General features: G+C 71.2%; 18 protein-coding genes and 3 tRNA genes. 8 read left to right on the top strand and 13 right to left on the bottom strand.

Features of this window, described 5'->3' with window-relative positions:
• Positions 1-8: 8 nt before the first annotated feature.
• The 4 genes from AC2AXK_RS00890 to AC2AXK_RS00905 are packed head-to-tail and all read right to left on the bottom strand — an operon-like array spanning position 9 to position 4763.
• The gene (locus AC2AXK_RS00890) at positions 9-887 is read right to left on the bottom strand and encodes an HAD family hydrolase (protein WP_484343447.1); all 879 of its coding nucleotides are present in this window, start codon (positions 885-887) and stop codon (positions 9-11) included.
• Positions 884-2140 (bottom strand): cysteine protease StiP family protein, encoded by a 1257-nt coding sequence (locus AC2AXK_RS00895; RefSeq protein WP_484343448.1) that lies wholly within the window; start codon positions 2138-2140, stop codon positions 884-886. Before AC2AXK_RS00895 ends, AC2AXK_RS00890 begins: the two co-directional genes overlap by 4 nt.
• On the bottom strand, positions 2137-3609 hold the full coding sequence (locus tag AC2AXK_RS00900; RefSeq protein WP_484343449.1) for a phosphoribosyltransferase family protein: 1473 nt from the start codon (positions 3607-3609) through the stop codon (positions 2137-2139). The genes AC2AXK_RS00895 and AC2AXK_RS00900 overlap by 4 nt, the downstream gene beginning before the upstream one ends.
• Positions 3606-4763 (bottom strand): HpcH/HpaI aldolase/citrate lyase family protein, encoded by a 1158-nt coding sequence (locus tag AC2AXK_RS00905; protein WP_484343450.1) that lies wholly within the window; start codon positions 4761-4763, stop codon positions 3606-3608. The genes AC2AXK_RS00900 and AC2AXK_RS00905 overlap by 4 nt, the downstream gene beginning before the upstream one ends.
• Before the next feature lie 185 nt (positions 4764-4948).
• Here AC2AXK_RS00905 and aroA point away from each other — a divergent pair, with 185 nt between their 5' ends.
• Both aroA and AC2AXK_RS00915 read left to right on the top strand, forming a co-directional pair.
• Positions 4949-6244 carry a 3-phosphoshikimate 1-carboxyvinyltransferase gene (gene aroA / locus AC2AXK_RS00910; RefSeq protein ID WP_484343451.1) on the top strand — a complete coding sequence of 432 codons (1296 nt, stop codon included), beginning with the start codon at positions 4949-4951 and terminating at the stop codon, positions 6242-6244.
• 47 nt (positions 6245-6291) lie between these two features.
• Positions 6292-7779, top strand: a complete 1488-nt coding sequence (locus tag AC2AXK_RS00915) for a TerD family protein (protein WP_484343452.1) — start codon at positions 6292-6294, stop codon at positions 7777-7779.
• 96 nt (positions 7780-7875) lie between these two features.
• Here AC2AXK_RS00915 and AC2AXK_RS00920 read toward each other — a convergent pair whose 3' ends face one another.
• The 6 genes from AC2AXK_RS00920 to AC2AXK_RS00945 form a co-directional block, all read right to left on the bottom strand.
• Complete coding sequence (locus AC2AXK_RS00920) at positions 7876-8451, bottom strand: TerD family protein (protein ID WP_484343453.1); 576 nt, start codon at positions 8449-8451, stop codon at positions 7876-7878.
• A 60-nt stretch (positions 8452-8511) separates the two neighbouring features.
• On the bottom strand, positions 8512-9657 hold the full coding sequence (locus AC2AXK_RS00925; RefSeq protein WP_484343454.1) for a DUF475 domain-containing protein: 1146 nt from the start codon (positions 9655-9657) through the stop codon (positions 8512-8514).
• A gap of 115 nt (positions 9658-9772) precedes the next feature.
• Positions 9773-10348, bottom strand: a complete 576-nt coding sequence (locus AC2AXK_RS00930) for a TerD family protein (RefSeq protein ID WP_484343455.1) — start codon at positions 10346-10348, stop codon at positions 9773-9775.
• A 210-nt stretch (positions 10349-10558) separates the two neighbouring features.
• On the bottom strand, positions 10559-11776 hold the full coding sequence (locus tag AC2AXK_RS00935; protein ID WP_484343456.1) for a hypothetical protein: 1218 nt from the start codon (positions 11774-11776) through the stop codon (positions 10559-10561).
• Between the two features lie 7 nt (positions 11777-11783).
• The gene (gene galE / locus AC2AXK_RS00940; RefSeq protein WP_484343457.1) at positions 11784-12770 is read right to left on the bottom strand and encodes a UDP-glucose 4-epimerase GalE; all 987 of its coding nucleotides are present in this window, start codon (positions 12768-12770) and stop codon (positions 11784-11786) included.
• A gap of 67 nt (positions 12771-12837) precedes the next feature.
• The gene (locus tag AC2AXK_RS00945; RefSeq protein WP_484343458.1) at positions 12838-13191 is read right to left on the bottom strand and encodes a metallopeptidase family protein; all 354 of its coding nucleotides are present in this window, start codon (positions 13189-13191) and stop codon (positions 12838-12840) included.
• A 170-nt stretch (positions 13192-13361) separates the two neighbouring features.
• On the opposite strand from AC2AXK_RS00945, the gene AC2AXK_RS00950 reads away from it, so the two are divergent.
• The 5 genes from AC2AXK_RS00950 to AC2AXK_RS00970 all read left to right on the top strand — a co-directional run bounded on the left by AC2AXK_RS00950 (position 13362) and on the right by AC2AXK_RS00970 (position 14630).
• A tRNA-Glu gene (locus AC2AXK_RS00950) sits at positions 13362-13434 on the top strand.
• A gap of 144 nt (positions 13435-13578) precedes the next feature.
• Positions 13579-13652: transfer RNA gene (locus tag AC2AXK_RS00955), tRNA-Asp, on the top strand.
• A 49-nt stretch (positions 13653-13701) separates the two neighbouring features.
• A tRNA-Phe gene (locus tag AC2AXK_RS00960) sits at positions 13702-13774 on the top strand.
• A gap of 149 nt (positions 13775-13923) precedes the next feature.
• On the top strand, positions 13924-14349 hold the full coding sequence (locus AC2AXK_RS00965; RefSeq protein WP_484343459.1) for a phage holin family protein: 426 nt from the start codon (positions 13924-13926) through the stop codon (positions 14347-14349).
• Positions 14346-14630 (top strand): DUF3618 domain-containing protein, encoded by a 285-nt coding sequence (locus AC2AXK_RS00970; protein WP_484343460.1) that lies wholly within the window; start codon positions 14346-14348, stop codon positions 14628-14630. Before AC2AXK_RS00965 ends, AC2AXK_RS00970 begins: the two co-directional genes overlap by 4 nt.
• Positions 14631-14691: 61 nt before the next feature.
• On the opposite strand, the gene AC2AXK_RS00975 is transcribed toward AC2AXK_RS00970, so the two are convergent.
• Positions 14692-14922, bottom strand: a complete 231-nt coding sequence (locus tag AC2AXK_RS00975; protein ID WP_484343461.1) for a BldC family transcriptional regulator — start codon at positions 14920-14922, stop codon at positions 14692-14694.
• 326 nt (positions 14923-15248) lie between these two features.
• Between AC2AXK_RS00975 and AC2AXK_RS00980 the strand changes: the two genes are divergently transcribed.
• Positions 15249-15455, top strand: coding sequence for a DUF3073 domain-containing protein (locus tag AC2AXK_RS00980; RefSeq protein ID WP_484343462.1), 207 nt, complete (start codon positions 15249-15251; stop codon positions 15453-15455).
• A gap of 79 nt (positions 15456-15534) precedes the next feature.
• On the opposite strand, the gene purM is transcribed toward AC2AXK_RS00980, so the two are convergent.
• Both purM and purF read right to left on the bottom strand, forming a co-directional pair.
• On the bottom strand, positions 15535-16638 hold the full coding sequence (purM, locus tag AC2AXK_RS00985) for a phosphoribosylformylglycinamidine cyclo-ligase (RefSeq protein ID WP_484343463.1): 1104 nt from the start codon (positions 16636-16638) through the stop codon (positions 15535-15537).
• A 100-nt stretch (positions 16639-16738) separates the two neighbouring features.
• A complete protein-coding gene (purF, locus tag AC2AXK_RS00990; protein ID WP_484343464.1) occupies positions 16739-18286 on the bottom strand; it encodes an amidophosphoribosyltransferase in 1548 nt (515 codons plus the stop codon).
• Between the last annotated feature and the right edge of the window lie 9 nt (positions 18287-18295).

The raw sequence follows: 18295 nt of genomic DNA on the forward strand, positions 1-18295 counted from the left end.
GGCCCGCGTCAGCGGGTCGCGCGCCCCTGGGCGGCCGCGAGCAGCCACTCGGCGATCTCCTCGCCGGCGGCCGCCCCGGCAGCGGCCGTGACCGTGAGGTTCGGCGACGACCACCCGACGTCGTGCAGCTCGCCGTGGGCCGGTCGGATCGCGGCCGTGGCCCCCTCGAGCATCTCCGCGTCGAGCAGGGAGTCACCCGCCGCCAGGACCGTCCCGGCGCCGACCCGCCGCGCCACCTCGGCCACGGCCGCGCCCTTGCGGAGCTCCTGCGGCACGAGGTAGAGCTTGCGGCCCTGCAACGAGGCGTGCCACCCGTGCGCGCGCGCCCAGCCCGCGACGTCGTCGACGAATCCGGCCGGCATCGCTTCACGCTGCACGACCGCGTAGCAGAAGAGGCCCTCCGCGCTGCGGAGCTTCTTCGTCCACTCGGGCTTGAACACGCCCTGCATGTATCCCTCGACCTCGTCGAACGGGTGCGAGGACTCCGCCAGCACCCCACGGACGTGCTCCGACCACGCCCGGTCCGCGACGCCGTCGACGAGGATGAACCCGCCGTTGGCCGTGATCGCGTACGGCACCTGCGGGCCCGGGAGGGTGATCCGTCGGTACTGCGCGCGCGTCCGCGTCGTCGCCGGGACGAGCACGCCCAGCGTGGTGAGCGACTCGATCGTCCGCAGGGCCGCCTGCGTGACGTACGAGAGGGTCTTGCTGTCGTAGATCTCGACGCACGCCAGGTCGCGCAGCAGCGCCCGCGGATCAGCGCCGTCGGTCAGGCCGATCCGCGCGGCCTTGCCGGAGTAGATGAGCGTCCGGTCGAGGTCGCACGCCGCGACGACGGGAGCCGAGAGGTCCGCGATCCGCGCGACGTCGACGTCGCCCGCGCTCACTGCGCCGCCGTCCCGTCGGCACCCGTGGCTCCGCGGGTGAAGCGGGGGTGGATGAGGCCGACGCAGGAGTAGGGAAGGTCGTCGACCTCGACGACCTCGACCCCGCGCTGCTCGGCGAGGAGGCGCACGTGACCGAGGTCCGCGCCGGAGCCCGTCCGGACGAGGATCTTCCATGGCACCCGGCGCAGCAGGACGCGGGACGTCTCCCCCACGCCAGGCTTGACGAGGTTGACGTCACCCAGCCCGTACTCCTCGCTGATCGCCTCGACGGCGGACCAGCCCGCCCAGGTGACCTCCGGTTCCGCCTGGGCACGACGCTCCGCGACCGTCGTGGTCACGGCCTGCGCGACGCTCCCGAACCGGGCACTGACGACGTCGAGGAACTCCCCCGACACGTCCGCTCCGCGGAGCTCGGAGTAGAACTTCGCACCGTGGTACATCCCCGGGCGGATGAGATCGTCGTTGAGCACGGTCCGCGACACGAGCCCCGAGACCGTCGAGTTCAGGCACGCCGAGGGGATGAGGTAGTCGTCCCGGGTGCCGAAGAGGCGCACGCAGTGCCCGGGGTCCGCGAGCACCGCGAGGTCGGGGTCGAACGGTCCGGGGACGTTGTCGTCGGCGTCGGCCGGTCGCTCCGTGAGGCCCAGCGCGACGTTGGCCTGCTCCACGGCGACGCGCAGCTCACGCGCGATCGCTCCCTTGCCGGTCCAGCCGTCGACGAACACGACGTCCGCGGGGTCGTGGTGCGCGGCGAGGTACTCGAGGGCGACCTGGTCGATGCCCCGTCCCCGCACGATGCTCACCGCGTAGTGCGGGAGCGTGAGGCCGTGCGCGTAGCTCGCCCACCGCTTCATGAGGACCCCGACGGGTGTCCCTGCACGTGCGAGGGACACGAGCACCGCCCGCTCGCCGCGCTCGGCGAGGACGAGCTCGGTGAGGACCCCGACGGCGTGCGCGAGGCGCCCGGCGGACGTGCGCAGGGCAGCGTGGAAGAGCTCCTGGTACTCGGTGGTCGGCTGGTACTCGACGGGCAGCGACTCGGCGTAGTGGGCGCCGCCGGACTGGATGGCCTCCTCGCGCTCCTCCGTGGGCGCCTCGAGCTCGACGCCGGACAGGTCGCTGAGCAGCCATGCGACCTCGTGCGGGGCGTACGAGCCGAACGCAGGACCGTGGAGCGGCGTCGGGAGCGGTGTCTCCCCGGGTCGGGGCGACGTGGCGACCGCAGGAGCGGCGGTCTCGGTGTGCAGGGTCACAGTGGGAGTTCCTCAGGGTGGTGCGCGGCGGAGTGGTACGCGGCAGAGTGGTGCGCGGCAGGGTGGTACGCGGGGACGACGACGAGGTGGACCTGGTCGCAGCACCCCGCGACGGCGTCGAGCAATCCGCCCGGGGCGGCCAGTCCGGCCGTGTCAGCGGGCGAGTCGATGACGACGACGATATCCGTGAACCGGCGGGACGTGTCACCGCCGGGGTCCACGTTGTGCGCGTAGCGCGGCCCGGGGCCGTCGGACGGATCGTCGTGCGCGGGGAACGCCAGGGTCGAGCGGATGGCGTAACCGGCGTCGTCGACGGCCAGCACGGGCGACCGTGTCGTCGTCGAGTACCGCACCGTCGCGGCGGACCGTTGGGCGAGCGCCACGCCCACGCGCAGTGGCGCGTACATGAGCTCCTCGAACCCGAGCACGAGCGCACGATCGCCGACGAGCCCGTCGGCGAGCTCCCGGGCCACCGCGTCGGCGGCCTCCGCGAGCCGGACCTCGTCGTGCGGGTGGAACCCGTGGCGTCCGCCGTCACGCACCCCCGGGGGCCACCCGGTCACCCGGCGGACCGGGGCCGCAGCTCGGACCCGCGCGCCCTCCGCCGCCGCCGGGACGGCCGCCAGGACGCGCTCCGCCCGCGCGAGGACGTCGGAGGGCAGGTCGATCGCACCGGAGGCCAGCGCGACGACGTCGATCCGCGTCCCGAGGTCCCGGGCGACGGTCGCGAACCGCTCCCGGTCGGCGATCGACCGCAGGTCGATGAGCGCCGCGACGACGTAGCGGCTGCGCGGCTGGTCGGCGTGCAGCGCGGCGACCGTGTTGAGCGCGGTGCGCCCCGTGGAGATCTCGTCGTCGACGAGCACGACGACGTCCGCCTCGGCGAGCATGCGCGGGTCGTCGGGCAGCACGAGGTGCTCCGTGGCGTGCGAGTGCTCCTCGGCGAACCCGGCGGCCGGGGTCACCCCGGCGACCGCCCGGCGGGTGGAGTGCAACGAGGGCAGGCCCAGCACCCGCCCCACGCAGTGCCCGAGCGCCGTCGCGGTCTCCGCGTACCCGATGACGACGGCACCCGACGGTACGGGGGGCGCGGCGTCGGCGACGGTCTCGAGGGACGCCCCGAGACGCTCGATGGCGTCGTCGCGCCCGGCGAGGGCGTCCCGCAGGACCCCCGCGACGTCCGCGGCACGTGCAGCCCCGGCAGCCGCCGTCGAGCCCGCGAGGGCGTCCGCGGCGAGGTGGCCGAGGAGGGCGCCCGCCGCGTCCACGATCCGCGGGTCCGTCGGCACGTGCTTGCCCAGGACCGTGGAGACGAGCAGGTGGGCGCGGCGGGGGTTGCGCCGCACCGCGAGCCCGACGAGCTCGTCGAGCTCGATGCCGACGGCCGACTCCCCGGTGCCCAGACGGACCCCGAGCCGCTCCGTGACCCACGTCCCCGCCCACGGGGCGGCGGTGCGTGTCCCCGTCACGGGAGGGGGCTCGCGCTGAGGACGTCGACGTAGCCCGTGTCCTCGCGGTACACGCCGAAGACCTCTGCCCGCAGCAGGACCCGTTCCGCCCACGCCCGGTGCGGCTTGCTCTCGTTCATCTTGTTGCGGTACGCCGACGCCCGGGCCCCGCCACCAGCCGTGTCGAGGACGGCGAGCGCGTCCACGTACTCCTCGTGCGACACGACGGACATCGCGTGCACCGCCACGACGTGGGACGGGTGGATGACGGTCTTGCCGGTGAGTCCGTTCGCCTGGTCGAGGACGACCTCACGGATGAGCCCGTCGAGGTCCGCGTCGATCATCCGCATGCGCAGCGTCCGCTCGTCCTGCTCGATGAACGGTGTCTCCCGCAGCTGGGGCTTGAAGATGCGCTCGTGCTGCGCGAAGTACTCCCACACGGGCCCGGAGATGACGAACCCGGAGCCGTCGGCCCGGCCGAGGATGTTGACGATGTCCGCGACGAGGTCCGCGATGACGTGCACGTGGTAGATCGTCAGCTCCCGCGTGCGGCGCAGCCCGAAGGCGGAGCACAGGTCGGTCGCGCCGATCCGCACGGCGAGGATCGAGTCCCGGTACTTCTCCAGGACACGCTGCACGCCGCTGAGCTCGGACACCCGGCTCTCGCGGAACACGAGCGCCGGGGACTCGAGCACGGGCATCGCGTACATGCGCCGTCCGGCACGCTCGCTCACGGACTGGACCGCCTCGAGGTACTCGACGCCCGTGTCCTCGAGGAACTTGGGGATGACGAACCCCGCGAGCACCGAGACGTGCTCACCGAGCCCCTCGGCGACGAGCGCGATCTGGTAGACCGCCCGGACGCGCACGAACACGAGCGGACCCACGGGGCCCGACAGCGCGTACTCCCGCAGCTGCTCGACGACGTTGCGCTCCGCGTCCGGCACCTCGTCGTCCGCGATGGAGTCCTCGAGGCACACGACCACGGAGATGACGCCGAGGGCGGCGCGCTTCGCGATGTCCTGCGCGAGCGTGGGGCGGGTCGCCGGGCTGTAGAGGGTCGCGCCGAGCGCGACCGCGAGCATCTCCGGCGGGCTGTCGACCGTGAACGGGGTCGGCGGCCGGAAGAAGAGGTGGTCCGTCTCGGCCGGGCTGAGGTAGTCGAAGTGGCGCATGGTGCCCTGTCTGGTGATCGACGGGGAGGCTTGTCGGGACCCCGGGCGCTCGAGGTCGGGCGCGCTGTCACGATAACTGACGCCTGCTCGCCCCGGAACACCTCACGCCGGGGAGAGGTGCCCACCCCGCCGAGCGGTCAGGTGCGCCAGGAACGACCGGGGTGCGCAGACGCACCCTCGATACGATGGCGACCTGCCGCGGCATCCCGTCCGCGGCCCGACGACGTGAGGTGGACCCTGTGACGACGGTCGAGATCCCGGGCTCGAAGTCCGTGACGGCACGTGCCCTCTTCCTCGCCGCGAGCGCGGCGGGGACGTCCGTGCTGCGTCGGCCGCTGCGCTCGGACGACACGGAGGCGTTCGTCGACGGACTGCGCTCGCTCGGGTACGACGTGACGCTCGGTGACGACGCGTGGACGATCGTGGGGCACCCCGGGGGGCCCCCGGCGCCGACCGCGGACGTCTACTGCCGCGACGCCGGGACCGCAGCGCGGTTCCTGCCCGCGCTGGCCGCCGTCGGGCATGGGCGGTACCGGTTCGACGCGTCCCCCCAGATGCGTCGGCGACCGGTCGGCCCGCTGGGCGAGGCGTTGCGGTCGCTCGGCGTCGGCGTGACGTACGAGGAGGCGGACGGGCACCTGCCGATGACCGTGGTGGCCGACGGCATCCCCTCGGCGCACCTCGAGATCGACGGCTCGGTGTCCTCCCAGTTCCTCACCGCGCTGCTGCTCGCCGCACCCGCGATGGCCGACGGTCTCGACGTGGCGGTGACGGACCTCGTCTCGCAGCCCTACGTCGACATGACGCTCACGATGATGGCCGCGTTCGGCGTCGGGGCGACGCGCGGCCACGGCTCGTACCGGGTGGACCCGCAGGTGCCGGTGGCCCGCACGTACGACATCGAGCCGGACGCCTCGACGGCCAGCTACGTGTTCGCCGCGGCGGCGATCACCGGGCACACGGTCACCGTCCCCGGACTGGGCGCAGGAGCGATGCAGGGGGACCTCGCGTTCGTCGACGTCCTCGCGTCGATGGGCGCGGACGTCACCGTCGGCCCGGACAGCACGACGGTGACGGGCACCGACGTCCTGCGCGGCGTGACCGTGAACATGCGTGACATCTCCGACACGATGCCGACGCTCGCCGCGATCGCGCCGTTCGCCGACGGCCCCACGCGCATCGAGGACGTCTACAACACGCGGGTGAAGGAGTGCGACCGCCTCGAGGCGTGCGCGACGAACCTGCGGGCGATGGGCGTGCGGGTCGAGACCGGACGCGACTGGATCGAGATCTGGCCCGGCGACACCCGCCCCGCCGTCATCGACTGCTACGGCGACCACCGCATCGCCATGAGCTTCTCCGTCGCCGGGCTGCGCGCCGACGGGCTCGAGCTCGACGACCCGGGCTGCGTCCGCAAGACCTTCCCCGAGTTCCACGAGGTGTTCGGCAGGCTGCGCCAGGAGTGGCGGCTGCCCGCCTGACGCGTCGCCGGGGTGGATGTGTCGGACTCCTCTGGAACTATGGGGCCATGACGCAGATGACCAAGGGGATGAACATCCCGCTGTCCGCCACCCGCCTCCGCGCCGAGCTCGTCTGGACCACGGGCCCCGGTACGCCGGACGTCGACGCGTCCGCGCTCCTCCTCCTCGGCACGGGGAAGGTGCGGTCCGACGACGACTTCGTCTTCTTCAACCAGCCGCAGCACGCGTCGGGGGCGGTCCGCAAGACGCCGAAGCAGCCCGTCGGCGGCTCCGTGCACGACGCCCTGGAGGTCGACCTCTCACGCGTCGAGCCGGACGTCGAGCGGATCATCCTCGGCGCATCGGCCGACGGCGGCACCTTCGGTGCTGTCCCCGGTCTCTACCTCGTCCTCACGGATCTCGACACGGGCACGCTGGTCGCCCGGTTCGACGTCACCGATGCCACGACCGAGACCGCGTTCCTCTCGGGCGAGATCTACCGCCGCAACGGCCAGTGGAAGTTCCGGGCCGTCGGCCAGGGGTACGCCTCGGGGCTCGCCGGCCTCGCCACCGACTTCGGCATCAGCGTCGACGACGAGCCGGCGCCCGCGCAGCCTGCCGCGGCACCCCCGGCCCCCTCGGTTCCGGCCGACGCCGCGTCGCTGCGCCCGCCGTCGTACACCCGGCCCGATCGGACGCCTTCCGCACAGCCCGCTGTCGCGCCGTCCTACACCCGGCCGGACCGGACCCCGGCCGCACCGCCGGCCGCAGCCCCCGCTGCCCCGCCCGCGTACACCCGCCCGGACCGGACGCCTGCGCCGAGCGCTCCCGCCTACGGTTCTCCCGCACCGACGTACGGCACCCCCGCGCCCGCCTTCGGCGCGACCCCGGCACCGGCGCCCATTCCCGGGTACGCGCCGCCGCCGACCGCGCCCGCGTTCGGCTCCGTGCCGCCACCCGCGTCGGCGCCCGTCAACCTCGACAAGGGCCGCGTGAGCCTGCAGAAGCGCCAGCGTGTGAGCCTCGCGAAGACGGGGGCCCCGGCCCTCACCCGCGTCCAGCTCGGCCTGGGCTGGGACCCGGCGACAGGTCGCGGCAACATCGACCTCGACGCCTCCGCGATCGTTCTCGACGCCTCCGGCAAGGACATCGACAAGGCGTGGTTCATGAGCAAGAAGGCGTGCAAGGGCGCCGTCCAGCACATGGGCGACAACCTCACGGGAGCCGGCGACGGCGACGACGAGGTCATCCTCGTCGACCTCATGAAGCTGCCCGCCCAGGTCGCGGCCGTCGTCTTCACCATCAACTCGTTCGCGGGGCACAGGTTCACGGACGTGAAGAACGCCTACTGCCGGCTCGTCGACTCGACGAACGGCGCCGAGCTCGTCCGGTTCGACCTCACGGACTCCAAGGCTGCGACCGGCGTGTTCATGTGCGTGCTGCGGCGTGGCGCGGGCGACGTGTGGGAGATGGAGGGCCTGGGCGAGTTCCAGGACGGCAAGACCGTCAAGGCGATGCTCGGCACGGCCGGTCAGTTCCTGCGCGCCGGAGCCTGAGGGGCAGCGCCCCGACCCAGCGCGATCGACGACGACGGCCCGCCGCCGCGACCCCAGGGGGTGCGGCGACGGGCCGTCGTCGTCGTTGCCGCGCCCCTAGAGGTGTGGGCGCACGGACGGAAGGAGCTGGTCGAAGGTGCGGCCGGTCGCCGAGGCACCGATCGCCGTCATGGCCCATCCGTCTCCCTCACGGGTCACCTTCGCCATGATCTGGGCGTTGTGCGTCCCCGACCCCGAGAGGTCGTACCGTGCGAGCTCGGTGTTGGACGCCTCGTCGACGAGGCGGCAGAACGCGCTCTCGATCTGCGTGAAGTCCTGTCCGGTGAACGAGTTCACCGTGAACACGAGCGTCGTCACCGTCGCGGGCACCCGCGTGAGGTCGACGATGATCGACTCGTCGTCCCCGTCGCCCGCACCCGTGCGGTTGTCGCCCGTGTGCATGACGGACCCGTCGACGCTCTGCAGCTGGTTGAACCACACCTGGTCGACGAGCCGGCCCGCCGCGTCGAAGAGGAGCCCGGACGCGTCCAGGTCGATCTCCTGCTCGCGCTTGCCGAAGAAGCCGCGCTTCTTCACCGCGTCCCACCCGAGGCCCATGCGGACCCGCGTGAGGGTCCCGCCGCTGGGCTTCGCGAGGGAGACCTTCTGACCCTTGGACAAGTTCACTGACATGCATGCGTCCTTTCGGTGCGGCCCGGCTTCTGCGGGCCGCTCGGGTGGGGGTGGAAACGATCAGGGGACGGGCGCGTCCCGCGTCTCGGCGGTCCCGCCGGGCGTGGTCTCCGATGCGTCGGCACCCGTGCCGTGCTTCTTCCGGTACCGCAGGGAGGACACGAACGACGCCCCGATGAAGACGACACCGAGAAGACCCGTGATGATCTCGTCGATGTGCACCTTGATCGAGACGAGCAGGATCGCCGCGAGGGCACCGATCGCCCAGTGCGCGCCGTGCTCGAGGAACACGTACTCCGAGAGGGTGCCCTTCTTGACGAAGAAGATCGTGATGGACCGGACGAACATGGCACCGATGAACCCGAGGCCGAGCGCGATGATCACGGGGTCCGGGGTGATCGCGAACGCGCCGATGACGCCGTCGAACGAGAAGGACGCGTCGAGCACCTCGAGGTACAGGAAGAGGAAGAACCCAGCCTTGCCGGTCGCCTTCGCGAGGGTGGACGGCCCGGAGTGGGTCACCTTCTCCACGACGGTGGCGCTCACGCTGTCGTCCTCCTCGTCGTCCCCGGGGACGGTGAAGAGGTTTCCGAGGCCATTGACCGCGAGGTAGGTGACCATGCCGAGGACGCCCGCGAGGAGCACGACATGGGGATCGTCGGCGAGCAGCTCGGCGGCGAGGAGCAGGAGGACCGTGGCGGTGACGACCGAGACGTTCTCGAGCTTGCCGACCTTCGCGAGCGGCCTCTCGAGCCAGGACAGCCACGTGATCTCGCGCTTCTCGAAGATGAAGTCGAGGAACAGCATGAGCAGGAACATCCCGCCGAACGCCGCGATCTGCGGGTGCGCCTCGGCGAGCGCGTACCCGTAGGTGCCCGGGGTGTCGGGGTCCCCCTTCTCCATCGCGAGCTGGAGAGCCTCGACCGGGCCGAGGTCCGCGGTGACGCTGACGATGACGAGCGGGAAGACAAGACGCATGCCGAACACGGCGATGAGGATGCCGATGGTGAGGAAGATCTTCTGCCAGAAGTCAGACATCCGCTGGAGGATCTTCGCGTTGACGACCGCATTGTCGAACGAGAGCGAGACCTCGAGGATTCCGAGGATGACGCACAGGACGAAGGCTTCCCAGCCTCCGTAGAAGAAAGCAGTGATCAGTGCCGCGATCGTCACGACGAATGACCAGCCGAAGGTGCGCAGGAACATGCGTGTCCTTGTCTAGGGTGACATCACTCGGGCGGCCCACGGTCGAAGACCCCGGGCCGCCCGTCGTGCTGTGGAGATGTGTGTCAGCAGTGATGCAGGTGAAGCAGGTGAACGATCAGACGCTGACGCCGAAGTCGCGGGCGATGCCCGCGAGACCCTCTGCGTAGCCCTGACCCACGGCGCGGAACTTCCACTCCGCACCGTTGCGGTACAGCTCACCGAAGACCATGGCCGTCTCGGTGGAGGCGTCCTCGCTGAGGTCGTAGCGCGCGAGCTCGACGCCGCCGGCCTGGTTCATGACGCGGATGAACGCGTTGGACACCTGGCCGAAGTTCTGGGAGCGGGCAGCCGCGTCGTAGATCGACACGGGGAACACGATCCGCTGGACCTCGGCCGGGACGGCTGCGAGGTTGACCTTGATCTGCTCGTCGTCGCCGTCGCCCTCACCGGTGAGGTTGTCACCGGTGTGCTCGACGGAGCCGTCCGCGCTGGTGAGGTTGTTGAAGAAGACGAAGTGGCCGTCCGTGAGGACCTTGCCGCTGGCGCCGAGAAGGATCGCGCTCGCGTCGAGGTCGAAGTCGACACCCGTCGTCGTGCGGACATCCCATCCCAGGCCGACCGTCACGGCGGTGAGGCCGGGCGCCTCCTTGGTGAGCGAGACGTTTCCGCCCTTGCTAAGACTGACTCCCACGAGTACTCCATACGCTCGGGACGGGGTTTTGCGCCCCCGCCGTTTCGATGGTCCGTCACCCAGAGGGCGACGGCTTGACTATAACGCGAGAGACCTGCTGTAAGGCGGTCGAATCTCGCGCAAAATGGTGGTGAGAACTCCCCGTCGCCACGCTCGGCGAGGCCGCGCTGAGCCGGCACCGGGCCCGCGGGCCCAGGCGTGCCACCGTGGTCAGCCCAACGCGTCGACCAGGCGCAGCCAGTCGTGCCAGGGCTGGCCCGGAGGGCCCAGCGGCACGGCGGTGACCTGCGGTCGCGCCCCGACGCGGTCCGCGACGGCCGACGTGACGACGGCCGTCCAGCCCGCGGGCAGCGCGCCGTCGGCCCCGGGCCCGGCAGGGCCTGCACCGAGCCACGCCGCTGCCCGCGCCGGTGCGGCGGCGACGTCGACGACCTCGAAGGTCTCCACCGCGGACCGCACGCTGCGGCCGAGCGTCCCGGGCACGTCCACCGTGACGCCGAGGTCCGCGCGGATCACGACGCGGTGGTCGCGGCGGTCCATGAGCATCCCGAACGTCGACCGCGCGCCGTCCGTGCCGGGAGGACCGGCGAGCTCGAGGTGCACCCGGGCGTCCGGACGCCCGACCGCGCGTCGGACGTAGTCGCCGAGCGGTGTCGCCACGCCGTCGGGCGTGAGCAGACCGGCGCGCACGGGCCCGGGGCGCCAGCGCGGGACGATCTTGTGAGATCCCGTGACGAACACCTCGAGCTCGGCCGAGGTGAGCTGGTCCACGGGCGGCACGTACCGGCCCGGGATCGGGTCAGGGCGCCCATCGGCGGGGTGTGCCTCGTCGGGGTGTGCCTCGTCGGGCCGCACCGCGCCCCCCGGCACCTCGATCGAGGCCAACGCGTGCTCGACCGCCGTCAGGACGGTCCGCTGGTGCGCGACGGGCACCGACGCCGTGACCCGGGCGGGACCGCCCGAGGCCTCGACGACGACGGTGCTCACGATGAGCGGCGTCGTCATGTCGTGCTGCGCGACGTCGACCCGGACGCCTTCGACGTAGCGTCCGTCGCGCGACCTCAGGGGCCACGGACGTCGGTCGACGAGGCATGCCCGGTGGTCCGCGGCGAACGCGTCCTCGACGATCCCGCGGACCGCACGCTCGACCGCCATCCGGTCCGGCGGGCGCCCGGGGTCAGGTCGCTGGGCGGACGCCACTGGCGGTGCGTACCGGGGCACGAGCGCGTCGGTGCCGCCGAGCGCCTCGATGCGGATCTGCGAGCCGACGACGCGTCCGGTCGCGTCCGCCTGCGCGCCGGGGGCCTCGCACGTCACCCCGCCGACGTCGTCGACGACCGACCAACCCCACGGGACCGGCAGCACCAGCCCCGACTGGTCGTCACGCAGGAGCGGGCCCGGGTGCGGCACGCCGGAGCGCTCGAGCACGGACGTCTCAGACGTCGATGCGTCGGGGACCCGCCTGCCAGGCGTCCCAGGCTGAGCGGAGGATCTCCGGCAGGCCGGCGCGGGCGTGCCAGCCCAGGACGGTGTTGATGCGGGCCGGGCTCCCCACGAGGTGCGGCGGGTCACCGGGACGGCGATCGAGGACCTCGGGGGTGATCGTCAGCCCGCTCACGGCGGCGAGCCCGTCGATGACCTCCTTGACGGACGACCCCTCACCCGTGCCGACGTTGAAGACGTCGAAGGGACGCGCCTCGTTCGACGCGAGGTGGTCGAGCGCCGACAGGTGGGCGTGCGCGAGGTCGAGGACGTGGATGTAGTCCCGGATGCACGTGCCGTCGGGCGTGGGGTAGTCGTCCCCGAAGATCTTCGGGGACTCGCCGCGGGCGATCCGGTCGAGGACCATCGGCACGAGGTTGAGCACCGCGGGGTCACCGAGGTCGTCCCAGCCGGAGCCGGCGACGTTGAAGTAGCGCAGCGCCACGAACCGCAGCCCCCAGGCGCGCGTGGCCGCACGGCCGAGCCACTCCCCGACGAGCTTCGTCTCGCCGTAGGGGTTGATCGGCTCGGCGTGGAGCTTCTCCTCGACGACCGACACCGACGGCATGCCGTAGGTGGCCGCCGAGGACGAGAAGACGAGACGGTCGACACCCGCGTCCTCCATCGCCCCGAGGAGGTTGGTCATCCCGCCGACGTTCTGCTCGTAGTAGTACGTGGGACGGACGACGGACTCGCCCACCTGCTTGCGTCCCGCGAAGTGGATGACGGCGTCGACGTCGTGCTCCCGCATGGCCGCGGCGAGAACCTCACGGGCCCCGGCGCTCGCGACGTCGAGCTCGACGAGCGCTGCGTCACCGATGCGGTCCGCCCGCCCGGTGCTGAGGTCGTCCACGACGACGACCGTGTCGCCACGCTGCTGCAGCAGACGCACCACGTGCGCCCCGATGTACCCCGCCCCGCCCGTCACCAGAATCGTCATGTCAGCAGGCTACCGGCCACGGCCTGCCGCCCCCACCCTCCTCGTCGGGCACCGAAGCACTCCGACCTCATCCCCAGCCGAGCTCGTGGAGGCGGTCGTCGTCGATGCCGAAGTGGTGGGCGATCTCGTGGACCACGGTGATGGCGACCTCCTCGACGACCTCCTCCCGCGTCTCGCACACGGCGAGCGTGGGGTTCCGGAAGATCGTGATGCGGTCAGGGAGCGAGCCGGACGCCCAGCCGAAGTCCCGCTCGGTGAGCGGGACCCCCTCGTAGAGCCCGAGCAGGCCTGGCTCGTCCTCGGGTGCGTCGTCCTCGACCAGCACGACGACGTTGTCCATCTGGGCCGCGAGGTCCGGTGGGACGAGGTCCAGACCATCGCTGACGGCGCCCTCGAACTCTTCACGCGACATCTCGACCATCCAGCCATCCTCTCCCACCCGGCACGGGTGGGGTGTCGCGCAGGACAGGTCCGGGCCGCGTCACCCGTGCCGCCGCCCGTGCCGCGCCTGTCTTTTTGCGCCGGAGGGATCGGGCGCCCTATGCTGTGCGAGGTCGTCGACTCTCGACATGTTCGTCCGTCCTCGACCAGGCCCCCATCGTTTAGCGGCCTAGGACGCCGCCCTTTCACGGCGGTAGCACGGGTTCGAATCCCGTTGGGGGTACGGGTACTCTGAGGGTGCAGCGTTCAGGCACCGGATGTCAGAGAGTCCGCAGATGTACGGTACGATCTTCCAGGTTCGCCAAGAGGTCAGCCTCGGAAGCGAGAGCAGTACAGCACGATCCTTGAAACACACGTAGTGCCTCAAGGCCCCGTAGCGCAGTTGGTTAGCGCGCCGCCCTGTCACGGCGGAGGTCGCGGGTTCAAGTCCCGTCGGGGTCGCTTGATCATGAACGCCCGGTCAGTTCCATCGGCCGGGCGTTCATGTCAAGGCTCTGTAGCTCAGTTGGTAGAGCGTTCGACTGAAAATCGAAAGGTCACCGGATCGACGCCGGTCGGAGCCACACATGAACCCCTGGGCAACCAGGGGTTCTTTTGTGTCTGCACGGCACCGTCTGCCCGACCCCGCACGACCGGCATGCGTCCGCGGTTGCGGGCACACCGCGGGACCGGTTGAGTTGAGATAGCGTCAACCGTGAAAGGCGGGTGCCGGATGACCACCATGAAGGACGACGGGCGAGCTGCGCCCGGTTCACCACGACCCTCCATCAGCGCGCTCATCGAGCAGCTGACCGAGCAGACGAAACGACTCGTGCGCGCGGAGATCGCGTCGGCGAAGGCCGAGCTCGCCGTGAAGGCCAAGCACGCAGGCGTCGGCATCGCGCTGGCAGGCGCCGCCGCGGTGCTCAGCCTCTACGGCCTCGGGTTCGCCCTGCACGCTGCGATGACCGGCCTCGACGAGGTCATGCCACTGTGGCTCGCCGCTCTTGTCGTCGCTCTCGTCCTGTTCGTCATCGCCGGCGTGCTCGGGCTGATCGGCGTGAAGACTCTCAAGCGAGGCATACCCCCGACACCCACGCGGACGATCACGAGCATCAAGGACGATGTCACCGCGGTGAAGGAAGGGGCTCAGTCATGAGCGCGGACGAGGCCGAGCTCAGCGCGGAGGTCCTGCGGGCCCGTGCGGACCTCGCAGCGACGGTGGACGAGCTGACGAACCGGCTCGCCCCGAAGGCACTCGCGGACGACGCTGCTCAAGCCACCCGGCTCGCGGTGGAGGACACCGGGGCGCTCCTGGGCGGGAACGGACTGCCGGTGGCGTCCAACCGCGCACGGAACGTCAAGGTCCTCCTCGGCGCCGCCGCAGGCGTCGTCGTCGTGGTCGTGGTGATCGTCATCAAGGTCGCGCGACGGCGCTGACGCTCGTCGCGCAGCAGAGAGGGGCCGTCCCCGACGGGACGGCCCCTCTCTTGACGTCGTGTCACGCGCCCCGGCGTGCGCTCAGCTCGTCCTCGACGACGACCACGCCGGAGTTGGCGAGGAGACCCTTGACCTCGGCCTCACGGTAGCGGCGGTGGCCACCGAGGGTGCGGATGGACGAGAGCTTGCCGGCCTTCGCCCATCGGGTCACGGTCTTCGGGTCGACACGGAAGAGGCTTGCCACCTCGGCGGGGGTCAGCAGCACTTCCGGTTCTCCACGGTTGATCGACATAGGGGGACCTCATTCCTTGCAGCCACCTGGCTCCGGGGGGTGTCGGAGCGTGCGACAGGTGGTTGCATATTCATCCACTATCCCACTAAGGGCGATTCGTGCGCCTCACGTGGGGGGTGAGGAAGAGGGTGAAAACGGTGCAGAACTCGTGGTGGAGACCGAGATCACATCACGAAAGAGGACCAGATCGCCCCTGCCCTCCACCAAGAGGTGGTCCGGGGGCGCTGGCAGCATGTACCGTTGACCCACGAACAGACGAAACTTACCCCGGGGCCGCACGTCTGAGCACGTTGCCGCCCCGCTTCTACGTTGAGGGGGTCGGAGCCATGGGCCGCGGCCGTCAGAAGGCAAAGCAGACCAAGGTCGCCCGGGAGCTGAAGTACTTCAGCCCCGAGACGAACTACAAGGCGCTCGAACAAGAGCTGACCGGTCACAGCCGAACCGATGTAGCTACGGAGCCTCGCCGCGCGGTGAGTGTCTCCGACGACGCAGAGGACTGGGACCGCTACGCGGACCGCTCCGACGAGCGTTGACCGGGTTACCCCTTCCTCACACCTCTGAACTGGCCGCCCCGCGCACCTGCGCAGGGCGGCCAGTTCGTGGTGCCGGGACTCAGACCCGGTAGCTGCCGACCATCCGGACGGCCCCGCCGTCGACTCCCTTGGACCCCCGGACGATGTCGGCGCCCCGGGCGCCGTCGTCCGCCGTGACCGTCCCCAGGACCCAGGCCGGCAGACCCAGCGCCGCGAGCCGCGCGAGCGCAGCGTCGGCACCCTCGGCACCGACGACCGCGATCATCCCCACACCGAGGTTGAGCGTGTTCTCGAGGTCTGACCACGGCACCTGCCCCAACCCACGGACGACGTCGAAGACGGCGGGCACGGCCCACGACCCGCGATCGACCTGCGCGCTGAGCCCGACAGGCAGCACCCTCGCGAGGTTGGCCGCCAGTCCACCACCCGTGACGTGCGAGAACGCGTGGACCTGCGCCGCGGTGTCCCGGGCGAGCGCGAGGCAGTCGCTCGCGTAGACGCGGGTCGGCTCGAGCAGCTCCTCGCCGAGCGTGCGCCCGAACTCGGGCACGTCGCGGTCCAGGGCCCAGCCGGCGTGCTTCACGACGGCACGGACCAGCGAGTACCCGTTGGAGTGCAGCCCCGAGGAGCCCAGGGCGAGCACGACGTCACCCTCGCGCACCTTGTCGGGACCGAGCAGGTCCGCGGCCTCCACGACCCCCACAGCCGCCCCCGCGACGTCGTACTCGTCCTCGCGGAGGAGGCCGGGGTGCTCGGCCGTCTCGCCACCCACGAGGGCGGTACCGGCAACCTCGCACGCGGCTGCGATGCCCCGCACGATGTCGGCGACGCGCTCGGGCACGACCTTGCCGGTCGCGATGTAGTCCGTCATGACGAGGGGCTGCGCGCCGCACACGACGATGTCGTCGACGACCATCCCGACGAGGTCGAAGCCGATGGTGTCGTGGATGTCGAGCGCCTGGGCGATCGCGACCTTCGTGCCGACACCGTCCGTGGACGAGGCGAGCAGAGGACGGTCGTAGGACTTGAGCATGCTCACGTCGAACAGTCCGGCGAAGCCGCCGACACCGCCGAGGACGTCGGGACCGTGCGTCCGGGCGACCGCGGCCTTCATGAGCTCGACGGCGCGGTCGCCGGCAGCGGTGTCCACGCCGGCAGCGGCGTAGGTGAGGCCTTCAGACACGAGTGACTCCAGTTGTGAGGACGAGGCGGGGGAACATGGCGCGTCCGGGCGGGACCCGCCGGGGTCGCGCACGGGGCGCGCCGCGAAGGAGGGGGATCGATCAGGGATGCGCGAGGGCGGTCGACCCGCCAGCACCGACCGAGAGGGACCGCAGCCCGTCCTCGGGTGCGCCGAGAGGGAGCTCCGCCTGCTCGAGGAGGTGCTTGCCGAGCTGCTCCGAGTCGGGCAGCGCGATCGGGTACCTGCCGGTGAAGCACGCGCTGCACAGCTGCGACGCCGGTTGCTCCGTGGCGGCGATCATGCCGTCGTGGGAGATGTAGCCCAACGAGTCGGCCCCCAACGACTGCCCGATCTCGTCGGCGCTGAGGCCGTTGGCGATGAGCTCGGCGCGGGACGCGAAGTCGATGCCGTAGAAGCAGGGCCACGTGACGGGCGGCGCGCTGATGCGGATGTGGATCTCCGCCGCACCCGCCTCCCGGAGCATCCGGACGAGCGCCCGCTGGGTGTTCCCGCGGACGATCGAGTCGTCGACGACGACGAGGCGCTTGCCCTTGATGACCTCGCGCAGCGGGTTGAGCTTGAGCCGGATGCCGAGCTGACGCAGCGTGTCCGAGGGCTGGATGAAGGTCCGGCCCACGTAGGCGTTCTTCGTGAGGCCCTGGCCGAACGGGATGCCGGACTCCTGGGCGAACCCGACGGCTGCAGGGGTCCCGGACTCCGGGACGGGGATGACGAGATCAGCCTCGACGGGGTGCTCACGGGCGAGCTGGCGACCCATCTCGACCCGGGCGGCGTGGACGGAGCGGCCCTTGATCGTCGTGTCCGGACGAGCGAGGTACACGTACTCGAAGACGCAGCCCGACCTGGCGGGTTCTGCGAACTTCTGGGACCGCAGGCCGTCCTCGTCGATCGCGATGAGCTCGCCCGGCTCGATCTCCCGGACGAAGCTCGCTCCGACGATGTCGAGCGCAGGCGTCTCGCTCGCCACGACCCAGCCGCGAGCCAGCCGGCCGAGGACGAGGGGACGTACGCCCTGCGGGTCACGCGCCGCGTAGAGCGTGCCCTCGTCCATGAACACGAGGCTGAAGGCGCCGCGCAGACGCGGCAGCACCTCGAGCGCGGTCTGCTCGAGCGTGTGGTCCGGGTCGCCCGCGAACAGGGCGGTGACGAGCGCGGTGTCGGTGGTGTTGCCCCGGGCGAGCTCACCGCGGCGCTGGGCACCGTAGCGCTCGGCGACGAGCTCGACGAGCTCCGCGCTGTTGACGAGGTTCCCGTTGTGGCCGAGGGCCACCGTGCCGGACGCGGTCGCACCAAGGGTGGGCTGGGCGTTCTCCCACGTCACCCCACCGGTCGTGGAGTAGCGGCAGTGACCCACGGCCATGTGTCCGGTGAGCGCGTTGAGCGCGGTCTCGTCGAACACCTGGGAGACGAGTCCCATGTCCTTGTAGACGAGGATCTGCTCGCCGTTGCTCGTCGCGATCCCCGCTGACTCCTGGCCGCGGTGCTGGAGCGCGTACAGACCGAAGTAGGCAAGCTTCGCTACCTCTTCGCCAGGTGCCCAGACACCGAAGACGCCGCACGCGTCCTGCGGTCCCTTCTCACCGGGCATGAGGTCATGATTGAGAAGTCCATCTCCACGGGGGGCCACAGCACAAGT

The sequence above is a fragment of the Sanguibacter sp. Z6_81 genome, assembly GCF_057180625.1.

Bases quoted from the DNA above. Each gene is read 5' to 3' on its own strand.
- AC2AXK_RS00965 (WP_484343459.1), top strand. From the start codon at position 13,924: ATGACCACCATGAAGGACGACGGGCGAGCTGCGCCCGGTTCACCACGA.
- AC2AXK_RS00945 (WP_484343458.1), bottom strand. From the start codon at position 13,191: ATGGTCGAGATGTCGCGTGAAGAGTTCGAGGGCGCCGTCAGCGATGGT.
- AC2AXK_RS00970 (WP_484343460.1), top strand. From the start codon at position 14,346: ATGAGCGCGGACGAGGCCGAGCTCAGCGCGGAGGTCCTGCGGGCCCGT.
- AC2AXK_RS00915 (WP_484343452.1), top strand. From the start codon at position 6,292: ATGACGCAGATGACCAAGGGGATGAACATCCCGCTGTCCGCCACCCGC.
- galE (WP_484343457.1), bottom strand. From the start codon at position 12,770: ATGACGATTCTGGTGACGGGCGGGGCGGGGTACATCGGGGCGCACGTG.
- AC2AXK_RS00925 (WP_484343454.1), bottom strand. From the start codon at position 9,657: ATGTTCCTGCGCACCTTCGGCTGGTCATTCGTCGTGACGATCGCGGCA.
- AC2AXK_RS00920 (WP_484343453.1), bottom strand. From the start codon at position 8,451: ATGTCAGTGAACTTGTCCAAGGGTCAGAAGGTCTCCCTCGCGAAGCCC.
- AC2AXK_RS00975 (WP_484343461.1), bottom strand. From the start codon at position 14,922: ATGTCGATCAACCGTGGAGAACCGGAAGTGCTGCTGACCCCCGCCGAG.
- aroA (WP_484343451.1), top strand. From the start codon at position 4,949: ATGGCGACCTGCCGCGGCATCCCGTCCGCGGCCCGACGACGTGAGGTG.
- AC2AXK_RS00905 (WP_484343450.1), bottom strand. From the start codon at position 4,763: ATGCGCCACTTCGACTACCTCAGCCCGGCCGAGACGGACCACCTCTTC.
- AC2AXK_RS00980 (WP_484343462.1), top strand. From the start codon at position 15,249: ATGGGCCGCGGCCGTCAGAAGGCAAAGCAGACCAAGGTCGCCCGGGAG.